The 22,339-nt window shown below is 43.9% G+C and carries 24 protein-coding genes and 1 pseudogene; 18 read left to right on the top strand and 7 right to left on the bottom strand.

The annotated features are described in order from the left end of the window. Positions 1–91: 91 nt before the first annotated feature. From ON006_RS25300 to ON006_RS25275, 7 genes are all read left to right on the top strand, one after another. Entirely contained in the window at positions 92–973 is an 882-nt protein-coding gene (locus ON006_RS25300; RefSeq protein WP_244824801.1) for a class I SAM-dependent methyltransferase, read from the top strand. Positions 974–1,012: 39 nt separating this feature from the next. Further along, the gene (locus ON006_RS25295; RefSeq protein WP_244824803.1) at positions 1,013–1,948 is read left to right on the top strand and encodes a glycoside hydrolase family protein; all 936 of its coding nucleotides are present in this window, start codon (positions 1,013–1,015) and stop codon (positions 1,946–1,948) included. 89 nt (positions 1,949–2,037) lie between these two features. Beyond that, on the top strand, positions 2,038–2,856 hold the full coding sequence (locus ON006_RS25290; RefSeq protein ID WP_244824805.1) for a phytanoyl-CoA dioxygenase family protein: 819 nt from the start codon (positions 2,038–2,040) through the stop codon (positions 2,854–2,856). A gap of 21 nt (positions 2,857–2,877) precedes the next feature. Beyond that, positions 2,878–3,168, top strand: a complete 291-nt coding sequence (locus ON006_RS25285) for a hypothetical protein (protein ID WP_244824807.1) — start codon at positions 2,878–2,880, stop codon at positions 3,166–3,168. Beyond that, positions 3,119–3,343 carry a DUF2283 domain-containing protein gene (locus tag ON006_RS32365; protein WP_374760252.1) on the top strand — a complete coding sequence of 75 codons (225 nt, stop codon included), beginning with the start codon at positions 3,119–3,121 and terminating at the stop codon, positions 3,341–3,343. The genes ON006_RS25285 and ON006_RS32365 overlap by 50 nt, the downstream gene beginning before the upstream one ends. 21 nt (positions 3,344–3,364) lie before the next feature. After that, complete coding sequence (locus tag ON006_RS25280) at positions 3,365–4,195, top strand: glycosyltransferase family 2 protein (RefSeq protein WP_244824809.1); 831 nt, start codon at positions 3,365–3,367, stop codon at positions 4,193–4,195. A gap of 38 nt (positions 4,196–4,233) precedes the next feature. Beyond that, positions 4,234–4,998: a glycosyltransferase family 2 protein gene (locus tag ON006_RS25275; RefSeq protein WP_244824811.1), complete on the top strand. Its 765-nt coding sequence runs from the start codon at positions 4,234–4,236 to the stop codon at positions 4,996–4,998. Between the two features lie 5 nt (positions 4,999–5,003). Here ON006_RS25275 and ON006_RS25270 read toward each other — a convergent pair whose 3' ends face one another. Genes ON006_RS25270 through ON006_RS25260 form a run of 3 tightly spaced genes read right to left on the bottom strand, consistent with a single transcriptional unit; the run spans position 5,004 to position 8,144 of the window. Then, positions 5,004–5,453 carry a hypothetical protein gene (locus tag ON006_RS25270; protein WP_244824813.1) on the bottom strand — a complete coding sequence of 150 codons (450 nt, stop codon included), beginning with the start codon at positions 5,451–5,453 and terminating at the stop codon, positions 5,004–5,006. Further along, positions 5,454–6,614, bottom strand: a complete 1,161-nt coding sequence (locus tag ON006_RS25265) for a 1-deoxy-D-xylulose-5-phosphate reductoisomerase (protein ID WP_244824815.1) — start codon at positions 6,612–6,614, stop codon at positions 5,454–5,456. It lies immediately after the preceding gene. A 27-nt stretch (positions 6,615–6,641) separates the two neighbouring features. Continuing rightward, complete coding sequence (locus ON006_RS25260) at positions 6,642–8,144, bottom strand: GH3 auxin-responsive promoter family protein (RefSeq protein WP_244824817.1); 1,503 nt, start codon at positions 8,142–8,144, stop codon at positions 6,642–6,644. Between the two features lie 175 nt (positions 8,145–8,319). On the opposite strand from ON006_RS25260, the gene ON006_RS25255 reads away from it, so the two are divergent. The 7 genes from ON006_RS25255 (at position 8,320) to nadD (ending at position 13,080) form a co-directional block, all read left to right on the top strand. Further along, positions 8,320–9,345, top strand: coding sequence for a rod shape-determining protein (locus ON006_RS25255; protein ID WP_019946014.1), 1,026 nt, complete (start codon positions 8,320–8,322; stop codon positions 9,343–9,345). A gap of 84 nt (positions 9,346–9,429) precedes the next feature. Beyond that, positions 9,430–10,269, top strand: a complete 840-nt coding sequence (gene mreC / locus ON006_RS25250; RefSeq protein ID WP_244824819.1) for a rod shape-determining protein MreC — start codon at positions 9,430–9,432, stop codon at positions 10,267–10,269. Next, entirely contained in the window at positions 10,266–10,769 is a 504-nt protein-coding gene (locus tag ON006_RS25245; protein WP_244824821.1) for a SoxR reducing system RseC family protein, read from the top strand. The genes mreC and ON006_RS25245 overlap by 4 nt, the downstream gene beginning before the upstream one ends. 181 nt (positions 10,770–10,950) lie before the next feature. Continuing rightward, a complete protein-coding gene (locus tag ON006_RS25240; RefSeq protein WP_035360656.1) occupies positions 10,951–11,550 on the top strand; it encodes a sigma-70 family RNA polymerase sigma factor in 600 nt (199 codons plus the stop codon). An 83-nt stretch (positions 11,551–11,633) separates the two neighbouring features. Beyond that, positions 11,634–11,924: a phosphohydrolase gene (locus ON006_RS25235; protein ID WP_244824823.1), complete on the top strand. Its 291-nt coding sequence runs from the start codon at positions 11,634–11,636 to the stop codon at positions 11,922–11,924. A 9-nt stretch (positions 11,925–11,933) separates the two neighbouring features. Beyond that, the gene (gene gmk, locus ON006_RS25230) at positions 11,934–12,503 is read left to right on the top strand and encodes a guanylate kinase (RefSeq protein WP_244824825.1); all 570 of its coding nucleotides are present in this window, start codon (positions 11,934–11,936) and stop codon (positions 12,501–12,503) included. Between the two features lie 4 nt (positions 12,504–12,507). Continuing rightward, on the top strand, positions 12,508–13,080 hold the full coding sequence (gene nadD, locus ON006_RS25225) for a nicotinate (nicotinamide) nucleotide adenylyltransferase (protein WP_244824826.1): 573 nt from the start codon (positions 12,508–12,510) through the stop codon (positions 13,078–13,080). An 8-nt stretch (positions 13,081–13,088) separates the two neighbouring features. On the opposite strand, the gene ON006_RS25220 is transcribed toward nadD, so the two are convergent. Together ON006_RS25220 and ON006_RS25215 are read right to left on the bottom strand one after the other, a co-directional pair. Next, a complete protein-coding gene (locus tag ON006_RS25220) occupies positions 13,089–14,831 on the bottom strand; it encodes an SWIM zinc finger family protein (RefSeq protein WP_244824827.1) in 1,743 nt (580 codons plus the stop codon). Positions 14,832–14,859: 28 nt separating this feature from the next. Next, on the bottom strand, positions 14,860–15,231 hold the full coding sequence (locus ON006_RS25215) for a hypothetical protein (protein ID WP_244824828.1): 372 nt from the start codon (positions 15,229–15,231) through the stop codon (positions 14,860–14,862). A gap of 208 nt (positions 15,232–15,439) precedes the next feature. On the opposite strand from ON006_RS25215, the gene ON006_RS25210 reads away from it, so the two are divergent. Beyond that, positions 15,440–15,874, top strand: a complete 435-nt coding sequence (locus ON006_RS25210) for a nuclear transport factor 2 family protein (RefSeq protein ID WP_244824829.1) — start codon at positions 15,440–15,442, stop codon at positions 15,872–15,874. A 92-nt stretch (positions 15,875–15,966) separates the two neighbouring features. Here the strand turns inward: ON006_RS25210 and ON006_RS25205 are convergent, their stop codons facing one another. Both ON006_RS25205 and ON006_RS25200 read right to left on the bottom strand, forming a co-directional pair. After that, the gene (locus ON006_RS25205; RefSeq protein ID WP_244824830.1) at positions 15,967–16,896 is read right to left on the bottom strand and encodes a helix-turn-helix domain-containing protein; all 930 of its coding nucleotides are present in this window, start codon (positions 16,894–16,896) and stop codon (positions 15,967–15,969) included. A gap of 172 nt (positions 16,897–17,068) precedes the next feature. Beyond that, positions 17,069–18,209: pseudogene (locus ON006_RS25200) on the bottom strand (acyl-CoA dehydrogenase). A 186-nt stretch (positions 18,210–18,395) separates the two neighbouring features. On the opposite strand from ON006_RS25200, the gene ON006_RS25195 reads away from it, so the two are divergent. From ON006_RS25195 to ON006_RS25185, 3 genes are all read left to right on the top strand, one after another. Further along, a complete protein-coding gene (locus ON006_RS25195) occupies positions 18,396–19,667 on the top strand; it encodes a hypothetical protein (protein ID WP_244824832.1) in 1,272 nt (423 codons plus the stop codon). Next, positions 19,664–20,905 carry a hypothetical protein gene (locus ON006_RS25190; protein ID WP_244824834.1) on the top strand — a complete coding sequence of 414 codons (1,242 nt, stop codon included), beginning with the start codon at positions 19,664–19,666 and terminating at the stop codon, positions 20,903–20,905. The genes ON006_RS25195 and ON006_RS25190 overlap by 4 nt, the downstream gene beginning before the upstream one ends. Before the next feature lie 63 nt (positions 20,906–20,968). Next, the gene (locus ON006_RS25185; RefSeq protein WP_244824835.1) at positions 20,969–22,339 is read left to right on the top strand and encodes a MutS-related protein; all 1,371 of its coding nucleotides are present in this window, start codon (positions 20,969–20,971) and stop codon (positions 22,337–22,339) included.

The raw sequence follows: 22,339 nt of genomic DNA, 5'->3' as shown, positions 1-22,339 counted from the left end.
TATCCTTTTGCTAAGAAGCCATTAAACATTGAATGTTGTTCCAAAGAAAAAAAGTAATTTTGACCAGTATGAATCAATCAGCAAAGCACAAATGAATCAAAAGGAGTTTTTAGAATCGTTGGTTTGTCCGCTTACAGGAACCGCATTAACAATAGCCGAAGACGGCAAAAGTCTCACCAGTGAAGATGGTACAGTATACGAAGTGGGTGATACGGGGATTGTTAATATGCTTTATCCCAAAGAATTACTCCCCGAAGATGCTCGTGAGCAATATCTTTACGACCAGGCTTTTCTTCGCTATGATAAAGGCGTTTCATGGGTTTTTGAAACTTTAAACCATTCGGACGAAGCTGCAACAAGAAAATTCTTTATTGATCTGATGGAGCTGAAGCCTGGTATGAAAGCACTGGAAGTTGGTGCCGGAACAGGCAAGGATTCTGCTCTGATATTGGATAAAGTAAGACCAGGTGGTACTGCGGTACTTTCCGATCTTTCACCTAATATGCTTAAACTGGCCCAGGAAAAGCTTTCTACTGAAGACATTAACGTACATTACTTCCTGGGCAACGGTTCTTACCTTCCTTTCCCCGACGATACATTTGACGCCGTTTTTCATTTTGGGGGAATCAATACCTTTTCAGAACGCAAAAGAGCCTTTGACGAACTAACGCGCGTGGTGAAACCGGGCGGAAAAGTGGTGGTAGGAGACGAAAGTGTTGCCCCATGGCTGAGAAACACGCCTACTTATGCAACATTATTGAAGGCTAACCCGCTTTTCCGTGCAGAAGTACCTTTGGAAGATGTTCCTGCCAACATTGAAAATTTCAAGCTGCATTATGTATTTGGAAATGCCTTTTACGTAATGGAATACAGAGTTACTGCCAAAGCACCGGAGGTCGACATTGACCTGCCTATTCCGGGAAAAGATTTCGTTGATACCTGGCGCTTACGGGCGGAAAAAGCTGTCGACTAAGTTTTAAGCTTTTGTTCAATCATTAAATAGCAGTAATCCATGTGGGTTAAAAAAGGAGTTATTTATAAACCTGACGGAAGTTTGGCGCATAGCCTCACCCACGCACAGGTTCCATTTGCATATAAACACAAAGATTTTCTTCGCATTTATTTTTCGTCGCGAGATGCCAATACCCAGTCACGTCCTACATTTATTGACGTAGACTACGACGATCCGAAGAAGATCCTTTACATACACGACAAACCTGTCCTGGAACTGGGCGGCCCGGGTGAATATGACGAAACCGGCGCCATGCCTGCCTGGTTTGTAGATCGTCCCAATGGTGATATCTGGCTTTATTATACCGGCTGGAACCGTACCTGGAACTCTTACAGGCTTTCAATGGGGTTATCTGTGAGCCATGATGGCGGATTAACGTTTGAAAAAATGTTCCGCGGCCCTATTATGGACCGGAGCATTGAGAACCCATTGTGGGCCGCGCAGCCCTCGGTACTGATCGACGACGACGGTACCTGGCGGATGTGGTACATTTCCGGCCACAAATGCGAGTACATTCATGGCTACCCCGAGCCTTACTATCGTGCTCAGTCTGCCACTTCCAAAGACGGTATCCATTGGGAGATCAGCGACATTCCTACCCTTGATTTTGATGATTTTCTGCACGCCGTAGGCCGGCCGAGCGTTTTGAAGGAAGATGGTATTTACAAAATGTACTATTCTTACCGCCATTCCCGCGACTATCGTACGGACCGTAACCAAAGCTATCGCCTGGGTTATGCCGAGTCATTGGATGGTACGACCTGGGAACGCAAAGACCATTTGGTAGGAATCGCGAAATCTGAAAATCCGGAAGACTTCGATTATCAGATGATCGATTATGCCAATGTTTACACACATAATGGTAAAAAGTATCTGCTTTACAACGGAAATGGTTTCGGTGCCGCAGGATTTGCTTACGCGGTCTGGGAAGATTAACGTCCTGAAAAAGTCTGATCTAAATCATTCTGTTGACTTTAAAAGAGTGATAAATTTGAAAAAATAAACGTCACAAAAGTGATCAAACAATGAGTACACTTCAGGAACAATTTAACAGAGACGGATATGTCCTTTTGAGAAATCGCCTCGATAAGGATGTGATCAGCAATATATATAAGGACGCCCGAAAAATTTTCGCGTCCCAGATCAAACGTGTTACCGGCAAGTCGGTTGACATTGATGACCGTGATGCATTCGAAAACGCGATGTTCGAATTTTTCGAGAAAGACTTCAATGCATTTGTCAATACAGGAAAAACCGTTCAGCATACATTTTCACTGCACAGGCTGGGTGTTGATCCTGTAATCGAGAACCTTTTGAAAGAGGTTGGTCTTACCAATCCTATCATTGGTGCACGTGCTGCTATGCAGTTCAATAGCCGGTTTTTATCCAAAGACGGCAGTAAGCACTGGAAGCTGGACGCACATCAGGACTGGCGAACCGGTCAGGGCTCTTTGGACAGTACCGTGATATGGTTTCCAATGGTGGATGCTGGTGCCGACATTGGTGCTTTGCAGGTTATTCCGGGCAGCCACAAGATTGGTTTGCAGGAATCGTCTACTTCTGGTTACCAGGGTGGTATCACCTCCTCTTTAAAAGAAGAAGATTTTGTTCAGACTGAATTTCAAGTGGGTGACATTCTGGTTTTCTCAGCATTCCTGATCCACCAGTCCGGCAACAACATTACCCGTAACATTCGCTGGTCGGTGCAGCTTCGTTATAATAATCTTGACGAGCCAACATTCATCGATCGCGGCTACCCGATGGCTTACATTTACAAACCCGAAACTGAACTGGTAACGCCCGACTTCCCTACTGTGGAGCAATTGAAGGAGGTTTTTAGTTAAGATCTGTTTCAAATAGGTCTTATGAAATTTACACAATATTTCCTGTTTACTCGTGAACGTCCCGATCGCCACGACATCAAACTGGAATGGATAGAGCAGGTTTATAATTTTCCTGAAAAACAAGAAATCCAGGCAGATGGGAGAATACGAAGGTGGGCCAAAATCGAGGAGAACCAAAAATATTTGCGTATTGTCTGCTGGACGATGGGGTTACCCTGCACAACGCTTTTTTCGACCGTTCATTTAAATCCGAAAACTAATCATGGATATAAGGTACTTTCAGGATACGGACAATCTTCTATTGGTATTTAATCAAAATACTGTTGCGTCTACCGAGGACTTAAATGAAAATCTGTTAGTTGATCTAGATGCCAACGGAAATCCAGTTTCCATGACAATAGAACATGCGAAAACATTTACAAATGTTCAGGGATTGTCATTTCAACAAATAAGTGCAGACTCGGTAAAAGAATTTATAACTACTTAAAACCGCCCCTGTATCCGGCTGATGAAACTTTCCGTCTGCGTACCAGCATTCAATCACGAAAAATACATTGCACAAATGCTCGATGGCGCATTGATGCAGCAGACTGATTTTCCTTTCGAAATTGTGATCGGTGATGATGCGTCAACCGACAGCACTCCCGATATCATTCGCCAATACATTGCCCGGAATCCAGGAAGGATCCGGGCATTTTTGCATGCTGAAAATCAGGGCCCCAAAGAACCGCGGGAGTTTGCAGGCAGAAACAATGTACTCCAATTACTGAAAGCATGTGAAGGCGAGTATGTCGCCATGTGTGAAGGAGACGACTATTGGACCGATCCATTGAAGCTTCAAAAGCAGGTTGATTTTTTGGACAAAAATCCTGATTTCGCAATTTGCCATCATAATATGCTGGTTACTTACGAAGATGGCTCTCCCGAGCACTTTTTTAACCCACAAGATCAGAAGCTAATTTCCACCATTGAAGACGTTCTGGAAGATAAATGGTTTATGGCTACTGCCAGTTGGGTTTACCGGAACCATTTTTTGACCAATGACTTTGCCGACTGGCACGCGAAAGCGGCCGCAGGCGACTGGGCGGTAATGATACAACTGGCAGCACAGGGAAAGATTGGGTACCTTCCTGAGACCATGGGCGTGTATAGAAAACACAGTGCCGGGCTCAGCAATGTACATTCTCAGACTAACCGGAATTTTTTATTGAACCGGAAGGAAATGTTTGAAAATGTGGATCAATGGTTGGACTATCGCTATCAGGGAACGATCGAAAAGACACTTATTAAATACGAGGGGCAACTTTCGGACCTGGAAAAAATTGGCAGTTCAAATTAATAATCTTTAATTTGTACTGTTTTCAACAACTCACATCTATGAAGCTAAGCGTCGTAATACCAGCCTATAACGAGGAGGAATCTATTACTCACACATTAACATCACTGCACAGTACATTAAATAAATACAATATTCCTCACGAGATCTGCGTAACAAACGACAATTCCAAAGACGGTACGCTCAGGGTTTTGGACGAGCTTTCTCTCGAAATTCCAACATTGGTTTACTACACCAATCCGGGCCCCAATGGTTTTGGCTACGCGGTAAGATATGGTCTCGAACGTTTCAAAGGAGATTGTGTGGCGGTTTTTATGGCCGATATGTCTGATGATCCCGAGGATCTTGCCAAATATTACTTCAAGATGCTGGAAGGCGATTATGACTGCGTTTTCGGCTCCCGCTGGGAAAAAGGAGGAAAAGTGGTTGATTATCCCGCAGTGAAAAAGCTGATCAACCGTGTCGCTAATTTCATCGTACGCATTTTGATGGGTATCAAATACAATGATACTACCAATGCCTTCAAGCTTTACAAAAGAGAGACTATCGAAGGTATTAAACCATTTTTGGCCCCTCACTTTAACCTGACCATTGAGCTTCCGCTCAAAGCAATGGTAAGAGGCTACAATTATGCGGTAGTTCCCAATAGTTGGACAAACCGGAAATATGGCGAATCCAAGCTCAAAATCAAGGAGATGGGAAGCAGGTACTTCTTCATATTAATGTACTGCCTCATTGAAAAGTACTTCTCGCAAGGTGACTTTATGAAGAAAACAGTTGCTCCAAAAAAGGAAGTCAGCAGGTAATCAGCCTATTTGATCCAGTCCTGGATAAAATGCACTTTGTGGGCGATATAGGAAATCCCTAAGCCCCACAGGATTGCGCTGATTGACATCCAAAGGAAAATCGAAGCGCGGGGTACCTTAAACGCAACCGCCAGAATGGGTCCGAATATGGGTGTAAACAATGGTGGCGTGAGAAAAGCGATACCGATAATCCCGAAACGTTTCCAGATATTGACAGCGATACGCGTGGTTCTTGTGAATTTCTTAGCGGGAGATTTGCGGTGTTTTTTAAGCAATGCCTGAATTCCTCCGCCTACATACGTCAAAAGCAGCACGGTAAACATCATACCTACTGCTGAACAAATAGCAGTTTCTACCCAGGTCAATTTAAGGATAACGCCGGCAATCGGTCCTCCGAAAAATTTAAGCGTACTGGCAAGAGCAACAGATAAGTACTTTAACAACGTGGTTTTCATTTATACTTTTACCTGAATCATTTCAGAGGCAAATCGTCTGGCAGCCTCATTGGTGTGAACGTAATCGGAATATGAAGGATTCCCAACATATTCTATTTTAGCAAGGGTTTCAACAATTACGTCCGAAATATCCAGAAATCCTATCTTATCATGGAGGAATGCGTCAACGGCAATTTCGTTGGCCGCATTGACGACACAGGCAGCATTTCCTCCTTTTTCCAACACATTATACGCTATCGCCAAATTCCTGAAAGTATCCAGGTCGGGCTTTTCAAAAGTGAGGCACGGGTAATCGATAAAATTGAAACGGGGAAAGGCGGACTTCAACCGGGCAGGGTAATGCAATGCATACTGGATCGGGAGCTTCATATCAGGCAGCCCCATTTGCGCCTTCATACTCCCGTCTTCAAACTGTACCAGCGAATGGATAATGCTCTGAGGATGTACGATCACATCTATTTGAGAAGCTTCCAGGTCGAAAAGCCACTTGGCTTCGATCACTTCCAGCCCCTTATTCATCAGCGTTGCGGAGTCGATCGTTATTTTCGCCCCCATTGTCCAGTTCGGATGTTTCAGAGCCTGCGCCTTGGTCACGCTGGCCAGAAACGCGCGGACTTTTCCTCTGAATGGACCACCAGAAGCTGTCAGAACAATCTTTTCCAGCGGATTATTTTCTTCCCCTACCAGACATTGAAATATAGCTGAATGCTCGGAGTCGACAGGATAAATGCTAACGTTGTGCTGCTTCGCAAGTCCGGTGATCAGTTCTCCGGCCACAACAAGTGTTTCTTTATTGGCGAGAGCGATATTTTTCCCAGCCCTGATGGCATGAATGGTAGGCAACAGCCCGGCATAACCCACCATGGCCGTCAGTACTATGTCAATGAAGTCCGATTCTACAACGGAAACCAATGCTTCGGCTCCTTGATAAACCTTTATATGTAAAGAAGAAAGGGCCGTTTTTACTTTTTCAAAATGCTTCTCATTGCCTATGACCACTTCCCTGGGACGGAATTTGGCAGCTTGCTCGATCAGCAAATCCGCATTGTCCTGAGCCGTAAGTACCTCTACCGAAAAAATTTCAGGATTCGCATCTATGACTTCCAATGCCTGGGTACCGATAGAACCGGTGGAACCCAAAATGGCTATTCTTTTTTTCATTTTACAATCGCATTAAAAGTCCCGGAATTACGCCCGGTTAATTCTGACAAGCTCATCGGCAATTTTTCGGTCATTGGATAATCTCGGAACTTTATTCTGACCGCCTAGTTTTCCATTCGCGCGCATAAAATCGATGAAAGCGTTCTTACGCAGCGGTACCAGTTCGAGGCGACGTAAAATATTTCCTTTGATCAGATCCTGATAATATATGTTCAACTCCGTGAGGCGTCTGTCAATGTCTTCCACAAATTTTTCCCGGTCATTAGGCATTGTCGCAAATTCAACGAGCCATTCATGATAAGGAAGTCCGCCTTGCTCCGAATTTACCATCGGCGCCACTGTGAATTCCACCACTTCTACTTCCCGATGGCGCTCCATGGCATAGCGCAATGCTTTTTCGATTTCTTCACCGATAACATGTTCGCCAAATGCAGAAATAAAATGCTTGATCCGGCCGGTAACCAATATTTTATATGGCTGCGTGGAAACAAATTTCACAGTATCTCCCAGCGAGTATCCCCACAGACCTGCATTGTTATTGACGATCACAGCATAGTTACGGCCTGTTTCTACTTCACTAATGGATAACCGTTTCGGGTTTTCATCAAAGAAATGCTCAACCGGTATGAATTCGTAAAAAATGCCGGTATCCAGCAACAACAGCAGCCCCTCATCAGTCTGAGAATCCTGATAGGCAAAAAAGCCTTCCGACGCAGGGTACAGTTCGATTGAATCGATCTTTTTCCCGATGGATTCGAAAAGTTTGGCACGATATGGCTCAAAATTCACTCCACCGTAAATGAAGAGAGAAAACTCCGGGAACACATCTTTGATCTTTTTGCCGGTACGCTCGATGATTCGGTCAAAATACATTTGAACCCAGGGAGGGATCCCGGATATCAGCGACATCCGCTGATCTATCGTTTCGTCAATGATCTTATCCAGCTTGGTTTCCCAATCCTCAATGCAATTGGTTTCATAGCTGGGCATCTGATTGGACCGCAGATAGGCTGGCACGTGGTGATTGGAAATACCTGACAAGCGTCCTGTCAGTACCCCGCCGGTTTCTGTCAGTATCGGGCTTCCTGACAAGAAAATGAGCTTGTTGTCCAGGAAAGCCGCTTTTTTCGTCTCAGCGATATACGTCAAAATGGCATTACGCGCCGAGTTGATGTGATTGGAGATAGAATCTTTGGAAATGGGAATGTATTTGGTACCGGAAGTAGTACCCGATGTTTTGGCAAAATACAGCGGTTTGCCTGGCCAGAGCACGTCGCTCTCACCAGTTTTGAGCTTTGCAATGTAATCCTTCAGATCTTCATAGTCGTGAACCGGAATGGCTTCCTTGAAATCTGAATAAGAATGAATATCTTTAAAGAAGTGATCCCTGCCAAACTGCGTATCGGCTGCCGTCTTAACCAGCTCTTTCCGCCATTTTTCCTGAACTTCTGTGCTGCGGCTTATCCAATCCTGCTGTTGTTTTACAATGTATTGAGCCAGTGGCTCACTCAAAATTGCTCTGATTCCCATAGTAAAAACAAAGGTACACAGGTTTTGTAAATTCCATTCTACACCATTGTTTTAGTGCCCGTTTTGGGTCAGAAAACGCGATATGTCGAATTTTTTTAAATGCCTTTGTTTGTGGTTATTTATCTGTAATTTTGCCATCCTGAAATCAAAGTGAGCGAAAATTTTAATAAAATATATGGGATTGTTTGATTTTTTGACTAGCGATATAGCGATAGATCTGGGTACTGCAAATACTCTGATCATCCATAAAGATACAGTAGTTGTTGATGAGCCTTCGATCATTGCCATGGATAAAACCACCGGCAAAGTTTTAGCAATCGGACACACAGCTATGCAAATGCACGAAAAGACAAATGAGAATATCAAAACAATCCGTCCGCTAAAAGACGGGGTTATTGCAGACTTTACTGCCGCGGAAATGATGATCCGCGGGATGATCAAAATGATCGATACAGGAAGCCGGTTCTTTACTCCTTCACATCGAATGGTGGTTTGTATCCCTTCCGGAATTACCGAGGTTGAGAAACGTGCTGTTAAGGATTCTTGTGAGCATGCAGGTGCAAAAGAGGTTTACATGGTACATGAGCCCATCGCGGCTGCCATCGGTATCGGTATTGACATTACCCAGCCTAATGGTGTGATGATTGTCGACATTGGCGGTGGTACTACTGAAATTGCGGTTATTGCATTGTCAGGTATTGTCTGCGAACAGTCGGTACGTATTGCGGGTGATGTTTTCACCAGGGACATTGTCGATTATATGCGTCGTGAGCACAATCTGCTGATCGGGGAACGTTCTGCGGAGCTGATCAAAATGGCCATTGGTTCTGCTTCTCCTGAGCTGGAAATTCCATTGGACGATTACCAGATACGCGGTCGTGACCTTATGACAGGTATTCCAAAGGAGATCCGGGTTACTTACAGTGAAATTGCATACTCTCTCGATAAGTCCATTTCGAAAATTGAAGAGGGTGTCATGAAGGCGCTTGAAATCTCGCCTCCTGAGCTTTCAGCTGATATTTTCAAAAACGGAATTTACCTTACAGGCGGCGGCGCGCTGATCCATGGACTGGACAGACGTATTGCTCAAAAAACCAAATTGCCTGTTCACATTGCCGACGATCCATTAAAAGCGGTCGTAAAAGGTACAGGTGAAGTCCTTAAAAATCTTGAATTATACAAGCCGGTACTGATTTCGTAGTATTGGATCGTTCACAGTTCATCAATCGAAAAATGATTTCTATTTTTGCGACGATTGATGAACTGCGCGTGAACATTTTAGCCCATGCTCCAACTCGTTGATTTCGTTGTCCGGAATCGTTTCTTTTTGGTATTTGTTTTGCTGGAAGTGCTCAGTGTATGGCTTATCGTGCGCAGCAATACATACTGGGGCGCTACGTATTTCAATACTTCCAATTATTACGTTGCCAAAACACTGGCTTTTTCCAACTCTGCGAGAGAATATACCAAGCTGGACGAAATCAACTCGGATCTGGCGAATGAGAATGCACGCCTGCATGCTCTGGTTACTGCATTGAACCAGAAGAAACCTGTTGATGCTCCTGCTGGCTACATTCCCGACTCCGTTTTTGCCTCACGATTTACTTATACCGTGGCCAAAGTGGTTGATAATGAAACCAACAAGACGAACAATGTCCTGACGATTGACAAGGGTACCGCGCATGGAATCAAGCCCGGAATGGGTGTTATATCTGCCACGGGTGTTGTAGGGAAGGTCCGTTTTTGCTCGGAAAATTATTCCGTGATCACCTCCATTCTGCATTCACAGTTTATGGTATCGTCGAAATTGGTGAGGAGCAAGGAAATCGGTTATGCCAAATGGCAGGGTAAGGACCCCAATTTGGTAGATATGATCGATGTTTCGAAATATACCAAGATTTTCAAAGGCGACTCGGCTGTTACGTCCGATCAGAATTCTGTGTTTCCACCGGGCATTATGGTAGGAAGAGTAGAAACCGTGACAGTTAACCCAAATCAGACCTTTTACAACATTGTTTTGCGCCTCGCTACCGATTTCAGGAATCTGTCATATGTGTATGTGGTACAAAATCAACAACTTGGGGAGCAGGAAAATCTTAAATTACGTACAGTAGAAACCCGATGAGCTTACGAGAAGCAATACAATATTCCCTGATGATCCTGCTCTACCTGTTTTTGCAGATCTTCTTCATGCGGAATATCGTAATGTTCAATTACGCGTTCTGCTTCATTTACATTGCCGGCGTACTGCTGCTTCCTGCCGATATTGACAGAATGTACCTTTTGTTGATCGCATTCGGTATTGGCTTCACTGTGGACGTTTTCTCCAATACATTTGGTATGCATGCCTCCGCCTCCGTGATGATCGCTTACGTCCGGCCATTCCTGATCCATTACCAAATGAAATCGAGAGGCGCAGAACGTGCAGAGGTCGGGCTTCGGGCACAGGGACTTGGTGCTTTTCTTGCTTACATTTTGCCGCTTATACTTTTGCATCATGCCATGCTTTTTTTCATGGAGATGAATAATTTTGGAATGATCCTTTATACATTGATCAGAATCGGCGCAAGTGCGCTCTTCACTGCCCTCTTAATTATCCTTTTGGAACTTTTTTCCAAGCGTTAACATGACATTTTGACGCAAACCTTTTTTTGGCTCGGAATTTGATGTTGTTACATTGATTAACATCAACGTTTCGATTTTTATCTTGAAATAATGGTGGTTAAGGAGCTTCAAAAAGCCATTCATCAAATTTTAATTTGTACCATTTGGAGCTGTTGTTAATCTTTGTAAATTCAGCATTCCTATGTTAGTTGCCATGTCAGAAACGCTCACTACTAATGAATACACGGATGACCTTCGTTATGAAGTTTTTAACCGTGAGTTCATGCCTCACATCGACTCCATGTATAACTTCGCTTTTCGCCTTACGATGGATGAAGACGATGCAAATGACCTGGTACAAGACACATATCTAAAAGCCTTCCGTTTTATTTCTTCTTTTGAACAGGGCACCAATGCGAAAGCATGGCTCTTTCGGATTCTTAAGAACAGTTTTATCAACGATTACCGTAAGAAAAGTAAAGAACCGTCCAAGGTTGATTATCAGGAAGTGGAAACTACCTATAATTCCGAGGAGGCTTCTGACACTACTTACACCGTCGACCTTCGTGCCGACGCGGTGCAGGAACTGATCGGTGACGAGGTAGCCAATGCATTGAATGCGTTGCCTGTTGACTTCCGTACTGTCATCATCCTGTGTGATATCGAAGGATTTACTTACGAAGAAATGGCCAAGATTCTGGACATTCCGATCGGTACAGTAAGGTCCCGATTACACCGTGCGCGTAACTTATTGAAAGAAAAGTTGAAGAGTTATGCTAGTTCAATGGGATATGATTCGTAGGTTGTGAAACTTTTTTTACAACCTATGCGGTTATAGGGTACAACTGTACATATATTCCATTATTCTTATTTTCATTGTTCATAATGAATGCATCTCTTTCGACGCCTTCTGTAACAGAAGAAGCGCAAAAACCAATCATGAAGCAGACCTGCGAGCACCATGCGGAGTGTATGAAAATCATTCAGGCTATACTGGATGACGAGGCAACGGAAGCGGAAAAAGATCACTTCCGCGAAAACATGGACAAATGCATCCCTTGTATCGAGTCTTATCGTTTAGAAAAATGCATTAAGGATTCTCTCAATTTGAAAATTGAAAAAAAGCCCTGCCCTCAGAGTATTCTGAATACAATCATTTCAAAAATAAACAGTTAATCTGTTAGTGTGAAAGGTAAGCTTATCATATTTTCTGCTCCTTCCGGTTCTGGAAAGACTACCATAGTAAGACATTTATTAAAAAAATTTCCTGGTCTACTTGCTTTCTCAGTGTCGGCATCGACGAGGGAACGGCGTGAACACGAGATTGACGGAAAGGATTATTACTTTTTGCAAAAAAAAGATTTCCGGGAACGCATTGCCAATAATGAGTTCGCAGAATGGGAAGAAGTGTATGCCGGCAATTATTACGGCACCTTCAAAAAAGAAATCGAACGGCTCTGGTCTGAAGGAAAACACGTTTTGTTCGACGTAGACGTAAAAGGAGGCTTGAAATTAAAGGAAATTTACCGCGAAAGCGCCCTGGCCGTTTTTGTAAAAGTATCTTCCGAGGCTGAAATTATCCGCAGATTGAGTGAAAGAGGAACTGAGACAGAAAAATCTCTGGAAACCCGGTTAGGGAAAGTACATTACGAACTTAGTTTTGAGGATAAATTTGACATCACACTGGTCAACGACGATCTTGAGGAAACACTTCTCAAGGCGGAAAAAATGGTGATGGAATTCATCGCTTCCTGAACCAATGAAAATCGGCCTATTTTTCGGATCCTTTAATCCCATACATGTCGGCCATTTAATCATTGCCAACACCATGGCTACCACCACCGACCTCGAACAGGTTTGGTTTGTAGTCAGTCCCCAAAATCCATTTAAGAAAAACAATAGCCTATTGCACGAATTTGACCGCTATGACCTCGTTCAGCGCGCCATTTCGGATAATACACTCCTGAAAGTGACCGACATTGAGTTCCACATGCCCAAGCCGAGCTACACGATTGATACGCTGATCAGGATGCAGGAGAAATTTCCGCAACACGAGTTCAAACTCATCATGGGCGAAGATAATCTGGCTCAGTTTCCCAATTGGAAAAACTATGAGAAAATCCTTGAATATACCGGGCTGTATGTTTATCCCCGCCCCAACTCCAAAGTCCATTCATTTGGAAATCACCCGGCTGTAAAGTTTGTAGAGGCTCCTTTGCTTGACATTTCAGCTACCTTTCTGCGGGCCTGTATCAAAAATGGCAAATCCATCCGGTACATGGTGCCTGAGCCCGTGGAGCAACTAATTAAGATCAAAAAGTTTTACGTATAAACCTGTTCTCACTTCAATTTTTTAAATTCGTCCAGCATAGCTGGCCTGAGGGGATACTTTGATTTGAGTAGCTCCACTGCTTCAAAAATTTTGCCCCGACTTTCCGGAATTGCTTTCAATACTTTCTTCATTTCTGAAACCAGCTGTGCGTAATGCGACCTGGCACTTGCCTTCTCCCCCGAGCGTATCAAAGCCGGAACGATCAACTCAGTCATTTCTGGCCCAAAACCAGCTGCCAGATAGTGCATATAATGCAAAAGTGAATGCAGTGCCGGATAAGCTTTTACTAAGCCAAATAGTTCTGCCCATTGTTCCTCTTCCTGATAAATCGGGCCAAGAATAAGCAGCAAATTGTGCTCCTTCGACCACCAGTTTTGACCCTGATGTTTCTTCGCATCTTTGTTTATCCCCTCAGTTATTCGTGCAATTAGTTTTGCATATTCATTTTCCCATTCCTGAGAACCAAATGTTTTTTTCCATCTTCGATAATAGTCCGCATTAAAACTACCGTCGAAAGCAAAGTACAACGTATATTGCCTTACCGTACCCAGATCACCTTCTAGTTCAGCGATTTTTAGAAGTACTCGCTTCCATTGGGACACCGTTCCCGGGTGACGTGCCTTTTCCGCAATTAAAATCCCTTCATTAACCCATTTTTTTGCTAAGGCAAAGTCCTGGTTAAGAATCGCCTTATCAACTACAATTTCTCTAATTCGGGGTATACTTATATTTTGAAGAGCAATTTCTTGCGCCTGCTTCAGATCACCTGTTTCCTGAAAAAAATGAATCTTTTCCCTGATGAAAAACTCCTGCTGATATGAGTCGGACGATTTTTTCTGTTCCTTCCAAATTTGGGAGTCGGCAAAGCGTATGAACTCCTGCCCCTTGCCTAAAAAAACAGCCAGCCTACGGTATAACTCGAATAGGTCGTTCCCGAAATCACCGTAGTTAAAATAGTTTTCTTTCGCCAGTTCTGTGTTCAAGAAACCGAAGTAGTTCTCTTTTAGGTCACGCGAGCATATTTCTGAGCCCAGCGCTTCTCTCATTAAACCGATTGCATCTGTAAGGGTTGCTCCGATACTGCCACTGGAATCGTCGCAGGAGGGAATTACATCGCTTATGACTTGTACCACTACCGCTTTGGCAATGGTTAGCCCATCCCTGAAATTATTGGTACGAATACATTCGTGTGATTTTACTAAAATCGAATCTATTTCCCTGGCTAATGCATTGGTCGATCGATAGTCAAAAAAGCCTCGGTGAGCGTAATTCCGGATTGTCTTTTTGACCAAGTCCATATATCCCTTCTCAACGTCAACCCGATTGTCTTTATGTGCAAAGTGAAGTTCAAAATGCGAGCGGAAATCTTTGTTTACCTTTGAATATTCCTCAATGAAGCTTTGTAATTCTGTTTTGCTAGTCCTGTTAATGAGTTCTGCAAATGTCAGTTTTTTGGGTTTGCTCGCGGATTTCCCTCTGGCTGCGCTCTTTTGTCCCTTCAATGTCAACAACACTGCGACAACATGCTTACAAACATCCCCGTCAAATGGGCAGTCGCAAAACATGGTCTCTATCTCTCCGCTGTCCTCCATCACTACCTCAATTGAATAAACGTCGGTTCCTTCAACTTCGGCAGTCCACAATCCATCGCTGTTTTCTTCCACATGCAGAACCTGGCCGTTTTCGCAGATCTGCTTTCCCCTTTGCAGGATCGTAGAAGGGATCTTTTGTTCGAAATTTTGCAAATTCATATGCGATAATAAAATGCTGGCAGTAAAGCTACAAATTGGACAAAGGACGGTCCTGATAAGTGATTTCAGACAGTAACCCAACCGCATTGAATTTCAGGATTACCTTCTCCGCTTTCGACTTCAATTTCATGTCTTCGCATTGCGGGCCTTTTTCGAGGTAGTAGACATAAAATTTTACATTCCTTTCTCCCAACTGATGAATGTCAGGTCTGCCCAGTAATTCCCCGATATCATCCGCAAATTTGCCTTTTAGCTGTCCTTGAATAGCCTTAAAATCCTTTTGAAGCGTCGAACGCACATTATTGCAGCCTCCGCGGTCACCACGCCATTTATTGAGGTCCAAAGCACCGAATTTATCCGGTGGTGAAGAACAAGCCATCAGTCCTGAAATCAGTAACATTGTCAAACCTCTTAGCATCATTTTGGTCATCGCGGCGGGTACTATAGATTTTGTGTAAATGTGGAGGCGAATTTACTTATATATTTTCAGGCGAAGAAAATGTTTCAATTCAAATGCCTGCTGCGTTTTAATGTGCGTTTATTTGTTAAATTTTTTCTGATACATTGCCGTTCAAAATACACTCAAAGCACATTACAAGTCCATTCGCATGAAGTTCACATTGCTGCTCGTAATTCTGTTCGGTTCCTTCACGATCGCATTAGCACAAATCAATACTCTGGCACCGATCGACGGTACGGACTGCTCTGATCAATTTTTCAAAGCATTATTGGAAGAGGACGCTAACAGTCTTGGAGGTCTTATATCAAATGATTTTACAGCTATCGGGTTCAATGGCCGTATCATCGACGGAGAGTGGCTCCGGCAAGGCATTGCACAAGGTTACATGATTATAGAGTCAGGACAGCTCTCAGGCACGCGCACACGCACCTACGGCGATGTGGCCGTCACGTCCGGGCACTGGAATGTGCGGGCAAAGATTGAAAACAACAATTTTCAGGGGGAGGTCGCTTATATGACCGTTTGTGTGCGATCGGGAGGTAAGTGGAAAGTTACTGCGGCGCAGCTGACTCCTATTCAATGACCATTGACGGTTGACCATTGACGGTTGACCATTGACCAATAAAAAAGAGAACCCATTCAGGTTCTCCTTTTTATTATGCATTCAAATATTTTCTAAACATTCATTAATGATTCACGACGGCGCATTTTGCCGGCTGGAATTCCGAACATCATTTTGAAACGACGGCAGAAATAGGCTGTGTCCTTGTAACCTACATCCGAACCGATCGCACGAATGCTCTTCTTAGAAGTACGAAGCAGGTCTACTGCTTTTTCCATACGCTGGTACTCGATGTAATCCTGAGGATTGATACCGGTCAACATTTTGAAATACTGGCCTACATAATCTTCTGATACGTTCGCAACATTCGCCAGAACCTTGTTAGAAAGGTCACCGCCCAGGTTATCCTTGATGTAAGCAAAGATATCGATCAGTCGGGGATCTTTGAAATACGTACTGTTTGTTACAAGCTGCTCAACAAACAATTTGTTTTTCAGAATGTAGCGAATGATCTCGATCACCACTTCTTCCGTTTTGATCTTGATGATACGCCCCTTACCAGGAGTATCAAGCATATCTTCCGTCAGGATCTGGTTGATCGTGATCGCGATCTGGTCATCTCTTTTGATCAGGAACGGAGGAACGTCCAGAGAGGTAAAGAAGTTAACCGTATCAAAGACTTTTGCTTCAAATGATATTAACCCAAATGAGTTCGGCAACTTTCCGATGAGAGCAGGATCGTGGCCAGCCTCGATATAGTTATCACGGTTGGTCATGAACTCTTCATTGGATACAGTCTTAGCTGTCTGCGTGTTACCGTATGTTACCGTCGCATGCTTGCCTCCCGGAATGAACAGCATATCTCCTTCCTCAACCTTATGCGATTCCTCAGATCCGAAAGAAACTTCTCCGTCGTACAAAATCGTTAGCGAGTTTTGTACGTCATAAAAGTTTTTAATAGTAATGGGTTGCAAAATCCGGATATGACGTGCCTTCACGAATTTCACCCCCAGCGACTCAATAATCTTATTATAGTCTTCCATAACTGATATATTTAAGGGCCCTTTTGACCATTGTTCCAATTTTTGTACAAATCTAATAAATTGTACAAAACTAATACAAGTATATATTGACAAAAAAATGAAAAAAAGTGATATTTTGATATCATTTTAATCCAAGATTTAGAATAAAATAGACTTGATAGGGAAAATCGAATCATTTCAGGAGCTCACGGGCTATTACAAGTTTTTGTATTTCTGAGGTACCTTCGTAAATCTGGGTAATTTTCGCGTCCCTCATCAGGCGTTCAACATGATATTCTTTCACATATCCATAGCCTCCGTGAACCTGAACCGCTTCCGTTGTAACCCACATGGCAACATCGGATGCATATAATTTAGCCATCGCCGCGGCCTGGATATAGTCCTTTCCTTCATCTTTCATACGTGCCGCCTTATAGACAAGCAGCCGTGCTGCCTCGATTTTAACAGCCATTTCCGATAGCTTAAACTGTATCGCCTGGTGTTCACTGATCGGCCGGCCAAAAGTTTTTCTTTCCTTGGAATATTTCAAGGATAATTCAAATGCGCCTGCTGCAATCCCCAGCGCCTGGGCGGCTATTCCAATGCGGCCACCATTCAATGTGCTCATCGCGAATTTGAAACCGAAGCCATCCTCCGCGATGCGATTTTCCTTCGGTACCTTCACATCTGTAAACATGAGTGTATGGGTGTCCGAGGCTCTGATACCCATTTTATCCTCTTTTTTTTCCAACTACAAACCCTTCCAGCCCCTTTTCGACTATCAATGCATTGATACCCCTGTGCTGTTTTTCAGGGTTGGTTTGCGCGATGACCAGACAAACTGAAGACGAATTACCATTAGTGATCCAGTTTTTGGTACCGTTCAATAAATAATGATCGCCCATGTCTGCCGCCGTGGTGTGCTGCGACGTGGCGTCGGAACCAGCCTCAGGCTCTGATAAGCAGAACGCACCGATGATCTCTCCTGCTGCAAGTCTCGTCAGATATTTTTGTTTTTGTTCCTCGCTTCCATATTTTTCAAGTCCCCAGCAAACCAGGGAATTATTAACCGACATCATGACACTGGCCGACGCGTCTACTTTGGAGATTTCCTCCATCGCAATCACATAAGAAAGCGTATCCATCCCGCTTCCCCCATACTCCGGCGACACCATCATGCCTAAAAAACCCTGTTCGCCCATCTTCCTGATCAATGCAGGATCAAACTTTTGAGCATTGTCCCGTTCAATTACCTCCGACAAAAGTTCATTCTGGGCAAAGTCCCGGGCAGCCGCCTGAACCGCCAGATGTTCTTCGCTCAGGTTAAAATCCATTCCAATTAGTTGAGAAGCAATTGACATAATTAGCAATGATTACAGTGGATGAAGTTTATCAAAAATATAATTTTGACAAAAGGTATGCAAGCATACAGTTTTATAACCAATTAAAACTTTGGGTTTTGCTGCTCATTTTCAAGAAAAGTTGTCTTAAGTTTGCGCCTTTATCACTGCATATCACACATGCCGATCCTTACGATTTTTTATATAAAGCTCCTCATCAACCTTGGATTAACGTTTGGAATCATCTGGACCATCAGCAGATCCGACGTGTTTGCCCGATGGCAGGCAGAGAATGAAAAGCTGATCTTTGGCCTAGGGTTCGTGTTACTCCGGCTTATTCCGTGGATAGGTATTTTCCTTATTGTTAACGAAGATCCGCGTGGTGATATTCCTTTCTTTTTTTACAAAGCGGAAGCTGCCAAAAAAGGCGGCTTCGTTTACAGGGATTTTTGGTCTTACCACGCACCATTATACGCTTACATTATCAGCCTGCCTGTCTGGATCTGGCACAATTCCCGCGCCATCGTTTTGTTTATGGTCCTGATGGAAAGCGGCATTCTCTGGCTGACTTACCAAACTTATAAGAAAAGGACTAGCAATGCACTACAATTGGCAATGATCTACTACATGTTGCCGGCTGCGTTCATGTACATCCTGGTAGACGGCCAGGAAGAAGTATGGTTCTGGGGCGCTGCTTTACTCATATGGCGCTTTACGATCAAAAAACCCGTGGATTATGAAGTGGGGATCGGGTTGCTTTATGCGCTGGCTCTGCTGACTATTAAGGTAACATTCATTTTTTTGCTACCTGCAACGCTTGTTGTGGTCAAAAAACCGGTAAAAATGCTTTTGGTTATGGCTGCTGTCGGGGTACCCGCAGTTGGCTTTCTATACTGGCAGATCGGCGACCTTTTCCTGATGCCCATTCAGCATACCGAGCAATTAATGACGCCTAACCTCTTTTCCATTACCAGGCCATTTGTTGAAACCATTATTCATATCAATGAAAAAAAATCAACACTGATCAATTGGTTCGGGCTGCTCTTTACCGTCTTCATTCCAGCTTATATGGCTTTCAAAGCACGGCACCGGCACATTAATGAAGTGCTTCCCGGTATTTTCATTGCCTGCTTTGTTTGTATGATGATATTCCAGGCCAGCGCAATGGGCGCCTACGTGATCGCCTACCTGATGGCCGTACTGTTTGAAGTGATTGATATCCGGAAATCCATTCACGTTGTGGTACTACTGGCCGTAAACTGGCTGACGGTTGTTCAGCCGTTTGTGTGGGTTTATATCAAACAACCTGCCTATACTTCCCTGGGAATGTTCGGAAACCCTTCATTTTTGTTTGAATATGCCCTGCAAATCTTGAATGTGCTTTGCTTTTTCTGGATACTGAAAGAAACTTACCGCAAGGTTGTGTATTCTGAAAACCTGGCAACGGCATGAGCATAGTCTTCGCCAAGCTGGCTATCAGTCTGCTGTCCTCATTGCTAGTAATTGCAATTCTCCTGAAACGGGACGCACTAACATCATGGCTCGAAAAGAAACCCGTTAACGGTACATTGCTTACCGGCTGGGTGTTGCTGCGTCTTTTACCATTCATAGCCATTTACCTCATAGCCGGCCAGGAACCCACTTCCGACGTCAATGGATTTTGGGATGAAGGCAGCAAGGCATCACTGGGACAGATTGTCTACCGTGATTTCTGGTCGCCGTATTCACCTTTGTACGCATATTTCCTCGGCTTTTGGCTGAAATTCTGGTATAGCCCTAAAATGATCGTGTTAACCATGGCGCTCATGGATGGAGTGGCAATATGGGCTTCTTATCACTTTTTCAGGCCATTTCAGTCGAAGGGTATTTTTCTTTTCAATGCGGTCTTATATCTGCTATTACCCGGCTCATTGGTACTCTGCATCATCGGAGCGCAGGAGGACGTCTGGATGTGGCTGTTTGTCATACTCGCTTACCTGGTCCGAGAGAGAACGCTGTGGGTTGCGTGGTATGCGATCATTCTGGCGATCGGGCTGCTGATGACGAAAGCGATTTTTGTGCTGATACTAGTTCCGTTGTTCATTTTGGAGAAGCAAAAAATTCGTTTGCTGATTCCAATGGTCATTATCGGAATTATATCGCTGGCCGTACTGTATCCATTGGTCGGCTGGGAATTTACACAGCCGCTTGACGAAGCCAAAACATTACGCGCGCCGAACATTCAGTCCATCCTGAATCCTCTGTTTTTTAACCACATTGGAGTTGGAGAAAAATTCTGGAACTGGATAGGACTCGCTATTTCAGTCGGGCTGGCGTGTTTAGCAGCATTGAGACTGCGTAATGCTGATTTCAGGGTTATGCTGTCCCGCGTCTGGATTGTGCTCTACGCCACCATGATGATCGTTCAGCAAAGCGCATATAGCAACTACATTTTCCTCTTCCTGATTCCACTCGTTTTTTACGTGATCGATTGGAAAAACAAGACGCAGATTGCATTGCTACTGATTTTTAATGCACTCTGTGTTATTCATCCGTCGTACTGGTGGCGGTTGGGCATGCCCTGTTACATGACGCCTTCTGATCCAACCGCATCTACTGAACTGCTCATTGACTACGTGATGCAGATTTGCATTGTCGGGCTTACAGGCTATTTCATCTGGCTTGCATTCCCCAGGAAAAGCGAAGTTTAACTTTATTTAACGCCCCAACTTTCTCCCAGCTTTTTACTTTTGAGAATATCCAAAATTCTCAAAATGCACCCTGTTGATCAGCATACTTTACTTGAATTACAGATCATTGCGGAGAACAATCGTTCGGTAAGCATCCTCAATTTTTTTGATCAGACCAAAACACCCGGCGGCAGAGATTATCTGAAGGCAATGCTCAGCAAGCCCAAAAGCAGTCTTTCCGAGCTACTATCTCTTCAAAAGCTGCTGAAAACTATCCAGGAGAAGCCCGAAATTTGGCAGATTACCATTCCGAGGGCCTATATCATGGCCGTGGAAAGCTACTATGAATTGAGCGTTGCACATTCCATGTCAAACGATGTGTTCCGGCATTGGTTCGATACCTTCATTTACTTCCTAAAAAGTCCAGAGGAATATTACCGGATCCAAAGCGGGTTATTCGCCACATTCCGTCTCATAAAGGCCATTAAGCATACATTGGCAGCATTGCGAGAGGAGGACATTCCCGGCGAAATTGCGAACGAAGTAGCCTTTATGCGAAAGTTTCTATCATCGGGGACCATCAAATCCTTCCTGAACCAAAAGGAAGACAGGCTCTCGAACCGTGCTGTTTTTCGCATGGATTATTATTTCAGGATCTCTCACAAAAAAGAACTGCGTCAGTTGCTGGATATTTTTTACCGATTCGACGCCTATCTTGCCATCATCAAAACCGCCTCTCAGCATTCGCTATCATTTCCCCGGTTTGAAAAAAATATAAATGAATTCAATGCCGCCACCATTTGGCATCCGCTCATTCCAAATGCTGTTCCGAACAGCTTCGTACTATCAAATGAGCGCCCCGTTTGTATCCTCACCGGGGCTAATACCAGCGGTAAAACGACGTTTTTGAAAGCCTGCGGGATCGCAATTTATCTTGCACATCTGGGCTGCCCCGTACCAGCCAAAGAAATGAGCCTGCCATTCTTTGACCGACTTTATACCTCCATTCACCTTTCGGATGATCTTGCGGCCGGGTATAGTCACTTCTATAATGAAATGATGCGCATCAAAAGTGTCGCGGAAGCGTTGCATGCAGGAGACAAATGCTTCATCATCATCGACGAACTTTTCAGAGGTACCAATCATGACGATGCATTACATTGTTCCAAAACCGTAGTAGATGGATTCTCTCGTTCCAACGGCTCATTATTTTTGGTCTCCACGCACCTGATGGAAATGGTCAACCACTATCAGACATCGCCTCAAATCGCATTCCATTGTTTCAGAACGAGGATTACTGGAAGTCAGTTTGAAAATTCATTCCAGATCGAACCTGGCGTTTCTTCTGAAAAGGTCGGCCGACTTATTATGGATAAAACTGGTATTACCTCGCTTTTGGAAAACACAAAAGGCCCCCAAATGATTGAGAGCCTTCTTACTATGAACCAAATTTGA

The organism is Dyadobacter pollutisoli, from assembly GCF_026625565.1.
Lineage (GTDB): Bacteria > Bacteroidota > Bacteroidia > Cytophagales > Spirosomataceae > Dyadobacter > Dyadobacter pollutisoli.
Note: the sequence above shows the minus strand (reverse complement) of the source record. Positions and strands in the feature narration are given on the sequence as shown.

Coding starts and splice junctions, on each gene's coding strand:
- ON006_RS25220 (WP_244824827.1), bottom strand. CDS start 14,831: ATGAATTTGCAAAATTTCGAACAAAAGATCCCTTCTACGATCCTGCAA.
- ON006_RS25190 (WP_244824834.1), top strand. CDS start 19,664: ATGAGCATAGTCTTCGCCAAGCTGGCTATCAGTCTGCTGTCCTCATTG.
- ON006_RS25300 (WP_244824801.1), top strand. CDS start 92: ATGAATCAAAAGGAGTTTTTAGAATCGTTGGTTTGTCCGCTTACAGGA.
- ON006_RS25260 (WP_244824817.1), bottom strand. CDS start 8,144: ATGGGAATCAGAGCAATTTTGAGTGAGCCACTGGCTCAATACATTGTA.
- ON006_RS25215 (WP_244824828.1), bottom strand. CDS start 15,231: ATGTTACTGATTTCAGGACTGATGGCTTGTTCTTCACCACCGGATAAA.
- ON006_RS32365 (WP_374760252.1), top strand. CDS start 3,119: ATGGATATAAGGTACTTTCAGGATACGGACAATCTTCTATTGGTATTT.
- mreC (WP_244824819.1), top strand. CDS start 9,430: ATGCTCCAACTCGTTGATTTCGTTGTCCGGAATCGTTTCTTTTTGGTA.
- ON006_RS25255 (WP_019946014.1), top strand. CDS start 8,320: ATGGGATTGTTTGATTTTTTGACTAGCGATATAGCGATAGATCTGGGT.
- ON006_RS25235 (WP_244824823.1), top strand. CDS start 11,634: ATGAATGCATCTCTTTCGACGCCTTCTGTAACAGAAGAAGCGCAAAAA.
- nadD (WP_244824826.1), top strand. CDS start 12,508: ATGAAAATCGGCCTATTTTTCGGATCCTTTAATCCCATACATGTCGGC.
- ON006_RS25295 (WP_244824803.1), top strand. CDS start 1,013: ATGTGGGTTAAAAAAGGAGTTATTTATAAACCTGACGGAAGTTTGGCG.
- ON006_RS25205 (WP_244824830.1), bottom strand. CDS start 16,896: ATGGAAGACTATAATAAGATTATTGAGTCGCTGGGGGTGAAATTCGTG.
- ON006_RS25265 (WP_244824815.1), bottom strand. CDS start 6,614: ATGAAAAAAAGAATAGCCATTTTGGGTTCCACCGGTTCTATCGGTACC.
- ON006_RS25185 (WP_244824835.1), top strand. CDS start 20,969: ATGCACCCTGTTGATCAGCATACTTTACTTGAATTACAGATCATTGCG.
- ON006_RS25290 (WP_244824805.1), top strand. CDS start 2,038: ATGAGTACACTTCAGGAACAATTTAACAGAGACGGATATGTCCTTTTG.
- ON006_RS25245 (WP_244824821.1), top strand. CDS start 10,266: ATGAGCTTACGAGAAGCAATACAATATTCCCTGATGATCCTGCTCTAC.
- ON006_RS25240 (WP_035360656.1), top strand. CDS start 10,951: ATGTTAGTTGCCATGTCAGAAACGCTCACTACTAATGAATACACGGAT.
- ON006_RS25280 (WP_244824809.1), top strand. CDS start 3,365: ATGAAACTTTCCGTCTGCGTACCAGCATTCAATCACGAAAAATACATT.
- ON006_RS25270 (WP_244824813.1), bottom strand. CDS start 5,453: ATGAAAACCACGTTGTTAAAGTACTTATCTGTTGCTCTTGCCAGTACG.
- ON006_RS25210 (WP_244824829.1), top strand. CDS start 15,440: ATGAAGTTCACATTGCTGCTCGTAATTCTGTTCGGTTCCTTCACGATC.
- ON006_RS25195 (WP_244824832.1), top strand. CDS start 18,396: ATGCCGATCCTTACGATTTTTTATATAAAGCTCCTCATCAACCTTGGA.
- ON006_RS25275 (WP_244824811.1), top strand. CDS start 4,234: ATGAAGCTAAGCGTCGTAATACCAGCCTATAACGAGGAGGAATCTATT.
- ON006_RS25285 (WP_244824807.1), top strand. CDS start 2,878: ATGAAATTTACACAATATTTCCTGTTTACTCGTGAACGTCCCGATCGC.